The sequence below is a fragment of the Solimonas sp. K1W22B-7 genome, assembly GCF_003428335.1.
Taxonomy (GTDB): domain Bacteria; phylum Pseudomonadota; class Gammaproteobacteria; order Nevskiales; family Nevskiaceae; genus Solimonas_A.
The window spans coordinates 1,224,362-1,239,652 of record NZ_CP031704.1; the positions used below are offsets into that span (position 1 = coordinate 1,224,362).

General features: G+C 68.1%; 14 protein-coding genes. All 14 read left to right on the forward strand.

The window, feature by feature from the left end:
- The 14 genes from D0B54_RS05730 (at window position 1) to D0B54_RS05795 (ending at window position 15,274) form a co-directional block, all read left to right on the forward strand.
- Window positions 1-1,869 carry a chemotaxis protein CheA gene (locus D0B54_RS05730; protein ID WP_117290041.1) on the forward strand — a complete coding sequence of 623 codons (1,869 nt, stop codon included), beginning with the start codon at window positions 1-3 and terminating at the stop codon, window positions 1,867-1,869.
- A complete protein-coding gene (locus D0B54_RS05735; protein WP_117290042.1) occupies window positions 1,862-2,602 on the forward strand; it encodes a flagellar motor protein in 741 nt (246 codons plus the stop codon). Before D0B54_RS05730 ends, D0B54_RS05735 begins: the two co-directional genes overlap by 8 nt.
- Before the next feature lie 9 nt (window positions 2,603-2,611).
- Window positions 2,612-3,550 (forward strand): flagellar motor protein MotD, encoded by a 939-nt coding sequence (gene motD, locus D0B54_RS05740; protein WP_117290044.1) that lies wholly within the window; start codon window positions 2,612-2,614, stop codon window positions 3,548-3,550.
- The gene (locus D0B54_RS05745; RefSeq protein ID WP_117290046.1) at window positions 3,547-4,005 is read left to right on the forward strand and encodes a chemotaxis protein CheW; all 459 of its coding nucleotides are present in this window, start codon (window positions 3,547-3,549) and stop codon (window positions 4,003-4,005) included. Before motD ends, D0B54_RS05745 begins: the two co-directional genes overlap by 4 nt.
- Window positions 4,006-4,169: 164 nt before the next feature.
- Entirely contained in the window at window positions 4,170-4,472 is a 303-nt protein-coding gene (locus tag D0B54_RS05750) for an STAS domain-containing protein (RefSeq protein WP_162932237.1), read from the forward strand.
- The gene (locus D0B54_RS05755; protein WP_117290050.1) at window positions 4,469-4,831 is read left to right on the forward strand and encodes a response regulator; all 363 of its coding nucleotides are present in this window, start codon (window positions 4,469-4,471) and stop codon (window positions 4,829-4,831) included. The genes D0B54_RS05750 and D0B54_RS05755 overlap by 4 nt, the downstream gene beginning before the upstream one ends.
- Window positions 4,831-6,816: a chemotaxis protein CheA gene (locus D0B54_RS05760; protein WP_117290052.1), complete on the forward strand. Its 1,986-nt coding sequence runs from the start codon at window positions 4,831-4,833 to the stop codon at window positions 6,814-6,816. The genes D0B54_RS05755 and D0B54_RS05760 overlap by 1 nt, the downstream gene beginning before the upstream one ends.
- Before the next feature lie 28 nt (window positions 6,817-6,844).
- Window positions 6,845-7,363 carry a chemotaxis protein CheW gene (locus D0B54_RS05765; RefSeq protein ID WP_117290054.1) on the forward strand — a complete coding sequence of 173 codons (519 nt, stop codon included), beginning with the start codon at window positions 6,845-6,847 and terminating at the stop codon, window positions 7,361-7,363.
- Between the two features lie 22 nt (window positions 7,364-7,385).
- Window positions 7,386-9,701 (forward strand): methyl-accepting chemotaxis protein, encoded by a 2,316-nt coding sequence (locus D0B54_RS05770; RefSeq protein ID WP_117290056.1) that lies wholly within the window; start codon window positions 7,386-7,388, stop codon window positions 9,699-9,701.
- A gap of 93 nt (window positions 9,702-9,794) precedes the next feature.
- Window positions 9,795-12,578 carry a methyl-accepting chemotaxis protein gene (locus D0B54_RS25050; RefSeq protein ID WP_162932238.1) on the forward strand — a complete coding sequence of 928 codons (2,784 nt, stop codon included), beginning with the start codon at window positions 9,795-9,797 and terminating at the stop codon, window positions 12,576-12,578.
- A gap of 24 nt (window positions 12,579-12,602) precedes the next feature.
- Window positions 12,603-12,800: a hypothetical protein gene (locus D0B54_RS05780; protein ID WP_117290060.1), complete on the forward strand. Its 198-nt coding sequence runs from the start codon at window positions 12,603-12,605 to the stop codon at window positions 12,798-12,800.
- The gene (locus tag D0B54_RS05785; RefSeq protein WP_117290061.1) at window positions 12,787-13,626 is read left to right on the forward strand and encodes a CheR family methyltransferase; all 840 of its coding nucleotides are present in this window, start codon (window positions 12,787-12,789) and stop codon (window positions 13,624-13,626) included. Before D0B54_RS05780 ends, D0B54_RS05785 begins: the two co-directional genes overlap by 14 nt.
- Window positions 13,626-14,243, forward strand: a complete 618-nt coding sequence (gene cheD / locus D0B54_RS05790; protein WP_117290063.1) for a chemoreceptor glutamine deamidase CheD — start codon at window positions 13,626-13,628, stop codon at window positions 14,241-14,243. The genes D0B54_RS05785 and cheD overlap by 1 nt, the downstream gene beginning before the upstream one ends.
- Window positions 14,240-15,274, forward strand: coding sequence for a protein-glutamate methylesterase/protein-glutamine glutaminase (locus D0B54_RS05795; RefSeq protein ID WP_117290065.1), 1,035 nt, complete (start codon window positions 14,240-14,242; stop codon window positions 15,272-15,274). The genes cheD and D0B54_RS05795 overlap by 4 nt, the downstream gene beginning before the upstream one ends.
- Window positions 15,275-15,291 lie beyond the last annotated feature (17 nt).

The window sequence follows — 15,291 nt, forward strand, 5'->3', positions numbered from 1 at the left end:
ATGAGCTCAGGCGTCGACGACGACATCAGGCGCGATTTCCTGCAGGAGGCGGGGGAGCTGGTCCAGCGCCTGTCCGAGCAGCTGATCGAGCTGGAGAAGTCCCCTGGCGATCCGGAACTGCTCAATGCCGTGTTCCGCGCCTTCCACACGGTGAAGGGCGGTGCCGGCTTCCTCGAACTGCAGCCGCTGGTCGAGCTGTGCCACGTCACCGAGGACGTCTGCAACGGCCTGCGCAGCGGTCAGGCCAGGCTCGACAGCACCATGATGGACTGCCTGCTGCAGTCGCTGGACCAGGTGCAGCTGATGCTGGACTGCGTGGCCAAGGACCAGGCGCCCAGGGCCGCACCCGAGGATCTGCTGGACGCGCTGCGCACGCTGGCCGCCTGCGCCGCGGCGCCGAAGCTGGAAGCGCTTGCCGTGGTTGCCGCGCCGGCCGCCGCCAGCGACACCATTACCGACGATGAATTCGAAGCGCTGCTGGACCAGTTGCAGGGCAAGGCGCCTGCGGCTCCGGTGGCTGCGCTTGCCATTGAGAACCCCTCTCCCGCTTGCGGGAGAGGGGAGGGGGAGAGGGTTTCTGTAAATGCTGAGGTCATGGCCACAGCAAGTTCTACAGCACCCTCTCCCCCCGCCCCTCTCCCGCAAGCGGGAGAGGGGAGCAAAGCCGCACCCGCCGAGACCCAGGTCCGCGTCGATACCCAGAAGCTCGATCGCATGATGAACCTGGTCGGCGAACTGGTGCTGGTGCGCAACCGCCTCAAGTCGCTGCAGCAGCGCTCCGCCTCCGACCCGGTGTCGCGCGCGGTGGCCGAGCTGGACTTCATCACCCGTGCCCTGCAGGGCGCGGTCATGCAGATCCGCATGCAGCCGATCAAGCGCGTGTTCTCGCGCTTCCCCAAGCTGGCGCGCGACGTCGCCCGCGGCCTGGGCAAGCAGATCGAGGTGGAGCTGCAGGGCGAGGACACCGACCTGGACAAGAACCTGGTCGAGGCCCTGGCCGATCCCTTGGTGCACATGGTGCGCAACAGCGTGGACCATGGCATCGAGCTGCCGGAGACGCGCCTGCGCGCCGGCAAGCCCGCCGCCGGCCGCCTGACCCTGGCGGCGCAGCAGCAGGGCGACCACATCCTGATCACCGTGCGCGACGACGGCGCCGGCATCGATCCCGAGCGCCTGCGCCAGAAGGCGCTGCAGAAGGGCCTGGTCGATCCGGCCGCCGCGGCGCAGATGACGCCCGAGGAATGCCTGGACCTGATCTTCCTGCCGGGTTTCTCGACCAAGGAACAGATTTCCGACCTGTCCGGCCGCGGTGTCGGCATGGACGTGGTGCGCTCGCGCATCCGCGAGCTCAACGGCCACGTCACGATCGACTCCAAGGTGGGGCAGGGGACCTGCTTCCGCATCCGCGTGCCGCTGACGCTGGCGATCCTGTCGGCGCTGATGATCCATGCCGGCGGGCGCCGCTACGCGCTGCCGCTGGGTCCGGTGCGCGACGTCTTCGTGCTCGACGACAGCCGCGTGCGCAAGCTCGACCGCTGGGACGTGGTGATGCTGCGCAACGAACCGCTGCGCCTGGTCTACCTCGATCCCTGGCTGCAGTCCGCCGCCAGCGACCAGCCGCGCCATGTCGCGGTGGCCCACGTCGACGAGGAACGCTACGGCTTCGTGGTCAGCGAGGTGCGCGGCCGCGAGGAAATCGTCATCAAGCCGCTGGGCGCCTCGCTGCGCGGCCTCACCGGCGTCGCCGGTGCCACCGTGATGCCCGACGGCCAGGTGGCCCTGATCCTGGATTTTGGCGGCCTGGTACAGGCCTATCGTCAATCGCTGGCCGCCCCACGGCCGTCAACTTTGGAAAACGAGCATGGATAAGCTCTCAGCCGCAGGTGTGGTCCTGGCCTTCGTTGCCCTCATCGGCGGAAGCATCCTCAAGGGCAGCGGCGTCTCCTCGCTGATCGGCTCCGCCGCCTTCGTCATCGTCATCCTCGGCACGCTTGCCTCGATCCTGCTGCAGACGCCGGGAGCGGTGTTCAAGCACTCGATGAAGATCGTCAAGTGGGTGTTCAAGCCGCCGCAGCAGGACCCGGAAGCGCTGATCGCCCGCATCGTCGAGTGGAGCGGCATCGCCCGCAAGCAGGGCCTGCTGGCACTGGAGGGCGTGGTCGAGGGCGAGTCCGACGCCTTCATCAAGAAGGGCCTGCAGATGCTGGTGGACGGTGCCGAGCCCGACGCCATCCGCAACATCCTGGAAGTGGAGATGTCGAGCAAGGAGCATTTCGACACCCAGGGCGCCAAGGTCTTCGAGGGCATGGGCATCTACGCACCCACGCTGGGCATCATCGGCGCGGTCATGGGCCTGATGGCGGTGATGAAGAACCTGGCCGACCCGAGCAAACTCGGCCACGGCATCGCGGCGGCCTTCATCGCCACGATCTACGGCATCGCCTCGGCCAACCTGTTCTTCCTGCCGATGGCCTCCAAGCTCAAGTCGGTGATCGCCGACCAGACGCGCGTGCGCGAGATGATCATCGAAGGCCTGATCTCGATTTCGCAGGGTGAAAACCCGCGCAACATCGAGAGCAAGCTCAAGGGCTACCTGCACTGAGTCACGGTCATGGCCCGCAAGCACAAACACGAGGAGCATCTCAACCATGAAGCCTGGGCCATTCCCTACGGCGACCTGGTGACGCTGCTGCTGGCGCTGTTCGTGGTGATGTATGCCGTGTCCTCGGTCAACGAGGGCAAGTACCGCGTGCTGGCCGATGCGATGAGCGAGGCCTTCGGCGGGCCGCCGCGCTCGATGAAGCCGATCCAGATGGGCACGCAGCAGCGCGGCGAGGACCAGACCCAGCAGATCCGCCTGATGCAGCCGCGCGGTACCGAGAAGAAGACCTCCGTCGGCGGCGAGGACCCGGCCCTGCAGAACCGTTTCGTGCATCCTCCGGTGGTCAGCGGCGGCGCGGGCGAGAAGCAGGCGCGCGAGCACCTGCAGCGCATGGCCGAGGCGGTGGAGCAGGCCCTGGGCGACCTGATCAGCCGCGACCTGGTGGTGGTCAAGCGCACCGACTTCTGGCTGGAAATCGAAATCCGCACCGACATCCTGTTCTCCAGCGGCTCGGCCTCGGTGGCGGAGACGGCCTGGCCGGTGATGTCGCGCCTGGCCAGCATCCTGCGGCCCTTCGACAACACGCTGCGCATCGAGGGCCATACCGACAATGTGCCGATCAGCACCGCGACCTTTCCTTCCAACTGGGAACTGTCGGCAGCCCGCGCCGCCAGCGTCGTGCACCTGTTCATGCGCGAGGGCGTGGACCCCGGCCGCATGACCGTGGCCGGTTTCGGGGAGTACCACCCGGCGGGCGACAACGCCACCAACGAAGGGCGCAACCACAATCGCCGCGTCGTCATCGTGGTGCTGGCCGACAGCCAGAAGCCGGCGCCCGACCTGGGCGGTGAAGCCGCCCTGCGCAAGACCAGTACCAACACCAATACCCGTACCGTAGTGGTGCCGGAAGGCACGCTGGAGCGGCTCAGACAGGGGACCGGCGCATGAGCGGTGCAAGACGCGACGACCAGTCCCTGAGCCGCTGGGTCTGCTTCGAACTGGCGGGGCAGCTCTACGGCCTGCCGATCTCCGGCGTGCAGGAAGTGCTGGCCGACATCAGCATCGAGCCGGTGCCCGGCACCACGCCGCTGGTGCTGGGCGTGATCAACCTGCGTGGCAATGTCGTCACCGTGCTGGACCTGCGCCGGCATTTCGGCTTTCCCGCCGTGCAGGACGCCCAGACCCGCATCATCGTGGTCGATCACGGCAGCGAGGCCCTGGGCCTGTGCGTGGACCGCGTGGCCGACGTGCGCAAGCTCGCCGAGGGTGCCATCAAGCCGGCGCCGGCCGCCGGCGGCGGCGCGGCCGAGGCTGGCATCCGCGGCATGGTGTCGCGCTCCGGCGAACTGTTGACGCTGCTGGACCCGGCCCGCCTGCTGGCCGAGTTGCCGCTGCTGGTCTGAACCGTTCCGCGCGCCGCCTGCGCGGCGCCGTTCATTCCCCCGTTCGATCCGTTCGTCCCCGATATGGCTTCGGACCTGCTTCGGGCGAAATGCCGGAAAGCCGGCAGGGCACACGAGGAACAGGACTTGCAGCCATGCCTTCGTCCGCCTCCCGGAGTGCATCCATGTCCGATTCAAGCCCCGCTCCCGCCGCTGTTTCCCTGCCTGCCGACCTCGGCATCGATGTTGCCGGCGCCCTCTACCGCGACCTGCTGGCCCGCGTCGACCATCCTGGCCTGGTGACCCTGGACGCCCAGGACGTCGCCCGCATCCACACGGCCGCGCTGCAGCTGTTCTGCATGTTCTGCCAGGACCGCCGCGCCGCCGGCCGCGAAACCCAATGGCACCAGCCCACCGAGGCGCTGCGCAGCGCCGCGGCCCTGCTGGGTGTCACCACGCTGCTGCAGCTCGCGAGGCAGGACGCATGAGTCGCATCCTCGCCGTCGACGACTCGACCTCGATGCGGCAGATGGTCAGCTTCACGCTGAAATCTGCCGGCTATGACGTGGCGGAGGCCGCCGACGGCCTCGCCGCGCTGGAACTGGCGCAGAAGGAGAAGTTCTCGCTGGTGCTGGCCGACGTCAACATGCCGAACATGGACGGCCTGTCGCTGGTGCGCGCATTGCGCGGCCTGCCGGACTACCGGTTCACGCCGCTGCTGATGCTGACCACCGAGTCCACCCCGGAGAAGAAGCAGGAAGGCAAGGCCGCCGGCGCCACCGGCTGGCTGGTCAAGCCCTTCAATCCGGAACAGCTCGTCGCCACGATCCAGCGCGTGCTCAGCTGATGAGCAACATCGACCTCAGCCGCTTTCACCAGACCTTCTTCGAGGAAAGCAGGGAAGGCCTGGATGCCATGGAGTCCGCCCTGCTGCGGCTGGACGTCGGCCAGGCCGATGCCGAAACCATCAATCTCATTTTTCGTGCGGCCCATTCGATCAAGGGCGGCGCCGGCACCTTCGGCTTCACCGCCGTGGCCGGCTTCACCCATTTGCTGGAAACCCTGCTGGAGCGCGTGCGCTCCGGCCAGCGTCAGGTCAGCCAGGCCGACGTCGACCTGCTGTTGCGCTCGGTCGACGTGACCCGCGCCATGCTGCGCGCCGCCGATGGCGGTGACGCGGTGGACCTGGACGCGGTGGCCCGCGTCAGCGCCGAACTGGAGCAGGCCCTGGAGCTCAGGTCCACGGTCGCCGCTGTCGCCCCGGCAGCCGTGGCCGCTGCGGCACCGGGCTGGTCGATCCGCTTCCTGCCGAAATCCGAAATCTTCGCCAGCGGCAACGACCCTCTGCGCATCCTGCGCGAGCTGGATCGCCTGGGCGAGGCGTGCATCGCCTGCGACAGCGTTGCGCTGCCGCCCCTGGCGCAGGCCCTGCCCGAGCGGTGCTACCTGTCCTGGACCGTGGAACTGCGCGGCGGCTGCGACGAGGCTGCGATCCGCGAGGTCTTCGCCTGGGTCGAGGATGAATGCGAACTCCATATCCAGGCCCTGGCGGTCCCGCAGGACGAAGTGGCGCCGGCTTCTTCGGCGAAAGCCGAAAAGCCGGTCCTGCGTGTGGTCGAAGGCGGCCGCGAGCCGATGCAGGAGCGCCGCTCGGGTGAGAGCGGCAGCATCCGCGTCGGCACCGACAAGATCGACGCGCTGATCAACCTGGTCGGCGAACTGGTCATCACCCAGGCCATGCTGCAGCAGACCGCCACCAGCCTGGACCCGGTGCTGAACGAAAAGCTGCTGCAGGGCCTGTCCCTGCTGGACCGCAATACCCGCATGCTGCAGGAGGCGGTGATGTCCACCCGCATGCTGCCGGTGGACGCGGTGTTCAGCCGCTTCCCGCGCATGGTGCGCGACCTCGCCGCCAAGCTCGGCAAGCAGATCCGCCTGGAGACGGTCGGCGAGGGCACCGAGCTGGACAAGGGCGTGATCGAGCGCATCGCCGATCCGCTGACCCACCTGGTGCGCAACTCCCTGGATCATGGCCTGGAGGGCACCGGGCAGCGCATCGCCGCCGGCAAGGACCCCACCGGCACGATCACCCTGCGCGCCGCCCACCAGGGCGGCCATATCGTGATCGAGGTGCGCGACGACGGTCGCGGCCTGGATCGCGAGCGCATCCTGTCCAAGGCACTGGAGCGGGGACTGGCGGTACCGCCCAACCCCTCCGACGCCGATGTCTGGCAGCTGATCTTCGCCCCCGGATTTTCCACCGCCGAGCAGGTCACCGACGTGTCCGGCCGTGGCGTCGGCATGGACGTGGTCAAGAAGAACGTGCAGGCCCTGAGCGGCCAGATCGAGATTTCGACCACCCCGGGTCGCGGCACCTGCGTGACCATCCGCCTGCCGCTGACGCTGGCGATCCTCGACGGCATGTCGGTGCGCGTCGGCGACGACGTCTTCATCGTGCCGCTGAACTGCGTGGTGGAGTCGCTGCAGCCGCAGCCGGGCCAGGTCAAGACCCTGACCGGCGACGCCCGCGTGGTCAAGGTGCGCAACGAATACCTGCCGCTGGCGGCGCTGTACGAACTGTTCAGCATCCGCGCCGACGCCATCGAGCCGGAGCGCGGCATCCTCGTGCTGCTGGAATCAGAGGGCCGCAAGGTCGCCATCCAGGTCGACGAACTGGTCGGCCAGCAGCAGGTGGTGATCAAGTCGCTCGAAGCCAACTACCGCCGCGTGCACGGCGTTTCCGGGGCCACCATCCTCGGCGACGGCCGTGTCGCTTTGATCCTCGATGTCGCGGAACTGGTGCGCGGCTACGCGCGCGCCGCCGCGGCCTGAACCCCGACCTGAAACGCAGGAAAGACCCATGACCGCAGCCACCCCCAGCGCCCCGGCGGAAGCCCGCAACCCGGCACCCGCCGACGGCGGCATGCCGAACGAATTCCTCACCTTCACCCTGGGCGAGGAGGAGTACGGCGTCGACATCCTCAAGGTGCAGGAGATCCGCGGCTACGACACCGTCACCAAGGTGCCGAACGCCCCCGCCTTCATCAAGGGCGTGATCAACCTGCGCGGCACCATCGTGCCGGTGGTGGACCTGCGGCTGAAGTTCAGCCTGCAGCGCGCCGACTACAACGAATTCACCGTGATGATCATCCTCAACGTCGCGCGCCGCGTCGTCGGCGTGGTCGTCGACGGGGTCTCCGACGTCATGCAGCTGACACCGGAGCAGATTCGGCCGGCGCCCGAGTTCGGCTCGGGCATCAACACGAAATTCATCACCGGCATCGGTGCGCTGGACCAGCGGATGCTGATCCTGATGGACATCGAGAAGCTGATGAGCAGCGAAGACATGGCGCTGATGGACAGCGCATCCGTTCATTGACCCCACGACCCAGGACCTTCCCATGAAAGCCAGATCCACACCGAAATCCGCGGCCAAGTCCCGGGCCCAGTCAGCAGCCAGGCCCCGTCGTGCCGTCGCCGCGCCGAAGAAGAAGTCCGCTCCGGCCTCCAAGTCCAGGTCCGTGGCCAAGGCCACCTCCGCCGCCGCCGTGGAGCTGGCCGACCTGCGTGGCCAGATCGCCGCGATCGGCAAGGCCCAGGCGGTGATCGAGTTCACGCTGGACGGCAAGATCCTCACCGCCAACGACAACTTCCTCGGCGCCGTGGGCTACACGCTGGACGAGATCCGTGGCCAGCATCACTCGATGTTCGCCGACCCGGTGTACCGCGCCAGCCCCGAGTACCGCGCGTTCTGGGACAAGCTGGGCCGTGGCGAATACGACGCCGGCCAGTACAGGCGCATCGCCAAGGGCGGCCGCGAAATCTGGATCCAGGCCAGCTACAACCCGATCTTCGACGCGAGTGGGAAGCCGTTCAAGGTGGTCAAGTACGCCACCGACATCACCGCGCAGAAGCTGCAGGCGGCCGACTCCGCCGGTCAGCTGGCCGCCATCGGCAAGGCCCAGGCGGTGATCGAGTTCACGCTGGACGGCAAGATCCTCACTGCCAACGACAATTTCCTCGCGGCCCTGGGCTACACGCTGGACGAAATCCGCGGCCAGCATCACTCGATGTTCGCCGACCCGGTGTACCGCGCCAGCCCCGAGTACCGCGCGTTCTGGGAGAAGCTGGGCCGCGGCGAATACGACGCCGGCCAGTACAAGCGCGTCGCCAAGGGCGGCCGAGAGATCTGGATCCAGGCCAGCTACAACCCGATCCACGACATGAACGGCAAGCCCTTCAAGGTCGTGAAGTACGCCACCGACATCACCGCGCAGAAGCTGCAGGCGGCCGACTACTCCGGCCAGCTGGCGGCGATCGGCAAGGCGCAGGCGGTGATCGAGTTCGATCTCACCGGCCGCATCCAGGTCGCCAACGACAACTTCCTCAATACGCTGGGCTACACGATGGACGAGGTGCGGGGTCAGCATCACTCGATGTTCGTGGATCCGATCGAGCGCGGCAGCCCCGAGTACCGTGCGTTCTGGGACAAGCTGGGCCGCGGTGAGTTCGACGCCGGCCAGTACAAGCGCGTCGGCAGGGGCGGCAAGGAGATCTGGATCCAGGCGTCCTACAACCCGATCTTCGACATGAACGGCAAGCCGTTCAAGGTGGTCAAGTACGCCACCGACATCACCGAGCAGAAGCAGGCGGTGAACGAGGTCCAGCGCGTGCTGAGCGCCCTGTCCAGGGGCGACCTCACCGAGAGCATGAGCGGCAACTACAGCGGCGACTTCGGCCGCATGAAGGCCGACGCCAATGCCACGGTGCAGCAGCTGACCCAGATCATCAGCCAGATCAAGAACGCCACCGAGACGATCAACGTCGCCTCGCGCGAGATCACGGCCGGCAACACCGACCTGTCGGCGCGCACCGAGCAGCAGGCGGCGAGCCTGGAGGAAACCGCCTCCAGCATGGAAGAGCTGACCTCCACGGTGAAGCAGAACGCCGAGAACGCCAAGCAGGCCAACCAGCTGGCGATCGGCGCCAGCGACATCGCGGTCAAGGGCGGCTCGGTGGTCAGCCAGGTGGTGACCACCATGGCGGCGATCAACGAGTCCTCGAAGAAGATCGTGGACATCATCAGCGTCATCGACGGCATCGCCTTCCAGACCAACATCCTGGCGCTGAACGCCGCGGTGGAAGCCGCCCGTGCCGGCGAGCAGGGCCGCGGCTTCGCGGTGGTGGCGGCCGAGGTGCGCAGCCTGGCGCAGCGTTCCGCCGGTGCCGCCAAGGAGATCAAGACCCTGATCGGCGACTCCGTGGAGAAGGTCGGCAACGGTTCCAAGCTGGTCGAGCAGGCCGGGCGCACCATGGACGAGATCGTGACCAGCGTGAAGCGCGTGACCGACATCATGTCGGAGATCACCGCCGCCTCGCAGGAGCAGAGCCAGGGCATCGAGCAGGTCAACCAGACCATCACGCAGATGGACGAGGTGACCCAGCAGAACGCCGCGCTGGTGGAGGAAGCCACCGCCGCCGCCCGTTCGCTGGAAGAGCAGGCCGGCGGACTGCAGGCTTCGGTCGCCCGCTTCCGCCTCGACGAACAGGACGTGGCGCCCGCCCCGGCGGCTACGGCTCCGCTGCGTGCGCCGGTGCCCAAGGCCGCTCCGGCGCGCCCCGCGGCACGCCCGGCAGCACCCGCTGCGCGCCGCCCGGCCGCAGCGGCTCGCAATGGCGCCGGCGAGCGCCACGACGAGCAGTGGACCGAATTCTGACCCCGCCCGACAGGAAGCCGGCATGAGCGCCGGCTTCCTTCCCCGCCCATAGACCACCGGATATCCGGACCCTCCGATATGAACAGACTCTCCATGAAACTGCGGCTGATCCTGGTCGTCGCGCCCCTGACGCTGATGCTCGCCGTGGTCGGCGTGCTCGGCCTGCATGCCCTGTCGCAGGGCAACGACACCCTCAGCACGGTCTACAAGGACCGCACGGTGGCGCTGTCGCAGCTGGCGCAGATCGACCAGCTGATGGCCCGTGCCCGCGGCGACGCCTCGCGGCCCCTGGCGATGGACGATCCGCGGCTGATGGCAGAGTCCGCCGCCAAGCTCGAGCGCAAGCTCGAGGACATCGCCGGCATCCACAAGGACTACCTGGCCACCTACCTGACGCCGGAGGAGACGGCGCTGGTGCAGGCCTTCAACCCGCTGCTGGAGCGCTATGTCGGCGAGGGCCTCAAGCCGGCCATCGCCGCGCTGCAGGCGGGCGACCGCTCCGGCCTGCGCGAGGTCTACAGCCAGAAGGTCGAGCCGAGCTATGCCAAGGCCCGCGAGGAACTGGCCAAGCTGGAGGAACTGCAGGTGCGGGTCGCCGGCGAGCACTACGCCGAGGCGGTGGCCGACTATGCCTTCATGCGCAACCTGTTCCTCGGCCTGATCGTGCTGGCGGTGGCCTACGGCCTGGGCGCCGGCTACCTGCAGCTGCGCAACCTGGCCGCGGAGCTGGGCGGCGAGCCGGCCTATGCCCGCGAGGTGGTGCGCCGCATCGCCGAGGGCGACCTGGCCACGCCGGTGAAGGTGACCGGAGAGCGCGGCGGCAGCCTGCTGCACGCCATGCAGGCGATGCAGGGGCAGCTGCAGCAACGCCGCGAGGCCGAAGGCCGCCTGGCGGCCGAGACCGCGCGCGTCAAGCAGGGTCTGGACGTGGTGGTGACCAACGTCATGATCGCCGACGCCGACCTCAACGTGATCTATGTCAACCACTCGATCAGGGAGATGCTCGACGTCGCCGAGGCCGACATCAAGAAGGACGTGCCGGCCTTCAACGCCAGGAGCGTGATCGGCACCAACATCGACCTGTTCCACAAGAACCCGGCCTACCAGCGCGGCCTGCTGGCGAAGATGACCAGCACGCATAGCGCCAGGCTGGTGCTCGGCGGCCGCAGCTTCTCGCTGATCCTGAATCCGATCAACGACGAGCAGGGCAAGCGCCTGGGCTATGTCGTCGAGTGGAAGGACATGACCGCCGAACTGGCGGCCGCACAGCGTGAACAGGATCGCCTGGAGGCCGAGCGCAAGCTGGCCAACGAGAACCTGCGCATCAGGAACGCGCTGGACAATGTTTCCGGCAACGTCATGATCGCCAACAACGAGCGCGAGATCGTCTACATGAATGCCGCGGTCGGCGACATGCTGGTCAAGGCCGAGCCCGAGCTGCGCAAGGCCCTGCCGCACTTCGACGCGCGCAAGCTGATGGGCGCCAGCATCGACGTGTTCCACAGGAATCCGGCGCACCAGCAGGGCCTGCTGGGCAACCTGCGCGGCTCCTACCGCACCGAGATCAAGGTTTCGGGCCTGACCTTCGGCCTGATCGCCAGCCCCATCGTCAACGACAAGGGCGAGCGTCTCGGCACGGTGGTGGAGTGGGCCAACCGCACCGCCGAGGTGGCGGTGGAGAACGAGGTTTCCGGCATCGTCGGCTCGGCCGCCAACGGCGACTTCACCCGCCGCGTGGCGCTGGAAGGCAAGGACGGCTTCTTCAGGATGCTGGCCGAGAACATCAACCAGCTGCTGCAGACCAGCGAGGTCGGCCTCAACGAGGTGGTGCGCGTGCTGGCCGCCCTGGCCAAGGGCGACCTGACCGAGAAGATCACCGCCGAGTACAAGGGGACCTTCGGCCAGCTCAAGGACGACGCCAACAAGACCGTGGAGCAGCTGACCACGATCGTCAGCCAGATCAAGGGCGCCACCGAGACGATCAACGTGGCCTCGCGCGAGATCACGGCCGGCAACACCGACCTGTCGGCGCGCACCGAGCAGCAGGCGGCGAGCCTGGAGGAAACCGCCTCCAGCATGGAAGAGCTGACCTCCACGGTGAAGCAGAACGCCGAGAACGCCAAGCAGGCCAACCAGCTGGCGATCGGCGCCAGCGACATCGCGGTCAAGGGCGGCTCGGTGGTCAGCCAGGTGGTGACCACCATGGCGGCGATCAACGAGTCCTCGAAGAAGATCGTGGACATCATCAGCGTCATCGACGGCATCGCCTTCCAGACCAACATCCTGGCGCTGAACGCCGCGGTGGAAGCCGCCCGTGCCGGCGAGCAGGGCCGCGGCTTCGCGGTGGTGGCGGCCGAGGTGCGCAGCCTGGCGCAGCGTTCCGCCGGTGCCGCCAAGGAGATCAAGACCCTGATCGGCGACTCCGTGGAGAAGGTCGGCAACGGTTCCAAGCTGGTCGAGCAGGCCGGGCGCACCATGGACGAGATCGTGACCAGCGTGAAGCGCGTGACCGACATCATGTCGGAGATCACCGCCGCCTCGCAGGAGCAGAGCCAGGGCATCGAGCAGGTCAACCAGACCATCACGCAGATGGACGAGGTGACCCAGCAGAACGCCGCGCTGGTGGAAGAAGCCACCGCCGCCGCCCGCTCGCTCGAAGAGCAGGCCGGCGGACTGCAGGCTTCGGTCAGCCGCTTCCGCCTGGCAGAGCAGGCCGCGGGCCTGGCGGCAGCGGCGGCGCCGCGCGCCACCGCCAAGCCCGCCGCGGCCCGCTCCGCCACCCGCCCGGCTGTCGCCGCGCGCCCCGCCGCCGCGGCCGCCCCGGTTCGCGTCAACGGGTCCGGCGAGCGTCACAGCGAGCAGTGGACCGAGTTCTGAGCCCGGCCCGGACGGAGCATCGCCATGTCGATCGTCAAGCAAGCTGAGTCCCTGGCCTCCGAGCCGGCGTCGTGGCTGCGACTGTTGGCGAACTGGGGTTTGAGCCTGAGCGGCTCCACCGCGCTGATGCCGGTGGAGACGCGCCAGTGTCCGTTGCGGCCGCTGCTGTCGCGGCTGTCGGAGGAGAATGGACAGGGGAGGGTGCGTCATGGCGGTGGCTGAAGCTCGCGAGTTCGCTTTTGCCCGCAGCGACTTCGAACGCGTGCGCGCACTGATCCATGGCCGCGCCGGCATCTCGCTGGCGCCGGCCAAGCGCGACATGGTCTACAGCCGGCTGGTACGGCGCCTGCGTGCGCTGCACCTGGACTCCTTCGGCGACTACCTGGCGCGCCTGGACGATCCGGACAACCCGGAGTGGGAGGCCTTCACCAACGCGCTGACCACCAACTTGACGGCGTTCTTCCGCGAGCCGCATCATTTCGAGATCCTGGCCGGGCACCTCAGGCTGCAGTCGCGCGGCGAGACGCTGCGGCTGTGGTCCTCGGCCTCGTCCACCGGCGAGGAACCCTATTCGATGGCGATGGCCGCGATCGAGGCTTTCGGCCGTGACGACCCGCCGGTGCGCATCCTCGCCACCGACGTCGATACCCAGGTGCTGGCCGCCGCCGAGCGCGGGGTCTACCCGATCGAGCGCATCGAGAAGCTCGACGAGGAACGCCGGCGCCGCTTCTTCTCGCGTGGCACCGGGTCCATGGAAGGCTATTGCCGCGTCGCCGAACCGCTGCGCCGCCTGGTCAGTTTCCGCCCGCTGAACCTGCTGGCGGAGCGTTGGCCGATGCGTGGCCCCTTCCACGGCATCTTCTGCCGCAACGTGATGATCTACTTCGACAAGCCGACCCAGCACCGCCTGCTGGCGCGGCTGACGCCGCTGCTGACGCCCGACGGCCTGCTGTTCGCCGGACACTCGGAGAGCTTCTTCCATGCTGCCGACGTCGTGACCCCCTGCGGTCGCACGGTGTATCGACGCACGGCAAAGGGAGGGACCTGATGTATGCGATGCGCAAGGCCCGCAGTACCGTCTCCGAGGCGGCCGTTCCTTACTACGATCCGCGCTACAGCGCGCAGGTGGTCAAGGTGCTGCCCGGCGAGTTTGTCGTGACGACGCAGGACTGCATCCTGACGACGCTGCTGGGTTCCTGCGTGTCGGCCTGCATCCGCGATCCGCTGAGCGGCATCGGCGGCATGAACCACTTCATGCTGCCCGACAGCGAGTCCGGCGGCAGCGCCAGCGAGTCCGCGCGCTATGGCGGCTACGCCATGGAAATGCTGATCAACGAACTGCTCAAGCATGGCGCCCTGCGCGCCCGGCTGGAGGCCAAGGTCTTCGGCGGCGGCGCCATGCTGCCGAGCTTCCAGTACAACAAGGTCGGCGAGCGCAACTCCGCCTTCGTGCTCGAATACCTGGAGCGCGAGAGCATCCCGGTGCTGTCGCAGGACCTGCTCGACAACTGCCCGCGCCATGTCCATTACTTCCCGCGCAGCGGCCGCGTGATGCTGCGCAAGCTGCCGGCCTTCGAGCGCGGCCAGGTCGCGGCCGAAGAGACGCGTTACTTCAGCCGCCTGCGCCAGGAGCCCAAGGGCGGTTCGGTGGAGCTGTTCGAATGAACCGCATCCGCACCCTGGTGGTGGACGACTCGGCGCTGGTGCGCAGCCTGCTCACCGAGATTCTCTCCGGCGACCCGGAGATCGAGGTCGTGGGCGTTGCCTGCGACCCCTTCATCGCGCGCGACAAGATCAAGCAGCTCAAGCCCGACGTGCTGACGCTGGACGTGGAAATGCCGCGCATGGACGGGCTGACCTTCCTCGAGAACCTGATGCGCCTGCATCCGCTGCCGGTGCTGATGGTGTCCTCGCTGACCGAGCGCGGCGCCGACATCACGCTGCAGGCGCTGGAGCTGGGCGCGGTGGACTTCGTCACCAAGCCCAAGCTCGACGTTGCCCAGGGCCTGCACGAATACGCCGACGAACTGCGCGGCAAGCTCAAGGCCGTGGCTCGTGCCCGCCCGCGCGGGCCGGCCGCCGCAAGGCCCGCCGCCGCCGTGCCGGCGCGGCGCAGCACGCCGTTCCGCACCACCGAGCGCCTGATCGCGATCGGCGCCTCCACCGGCGGCACCGAGGCGATCAAGGTGGTGCTCGACATGATGCCGCCCGACGCCCCGGCGGTGGTCATCACCCAGCACATCCCCGCCGCGTTCAGCGCGCCCTTTGCGGAGCGCATGAACCGGACCTCCGCCATGTCGGTCTGCGAGGCCGCCGACGGCCAGCTGATCGTGCCGGGCCATGCCTACATCGCCCCCGGCGGCCGCCACCTGACGGTGGTGCGCGACGGCGCCCGCTATGTCTGCCGGCTCACCGACGCAGCGCCGGAGAACCGTCACCGTCCCAGCGTCGACGTGCTGTTCCGCTCGGTCGCCAGGAATGCCGGCGGCAACGCCGTGGCCGCGATCCTGACCGGCATGGGCGACGACGGCGCGCGCGGCCTGCTGGAGCTGCGCAAGGCCGGCGCCCATACCCTGGCCCAGGACGAATCCAGCAGCGTGGTCTGGGGCATGCCGGGGTCCGCCGTGAAAATCAACGCCCCGGAACAGGTCTTGCCTCTGGAGCGTATAGCCGGGCAGCTGCTGGCCTGGACCTGAATGATGAAGTCGCACCC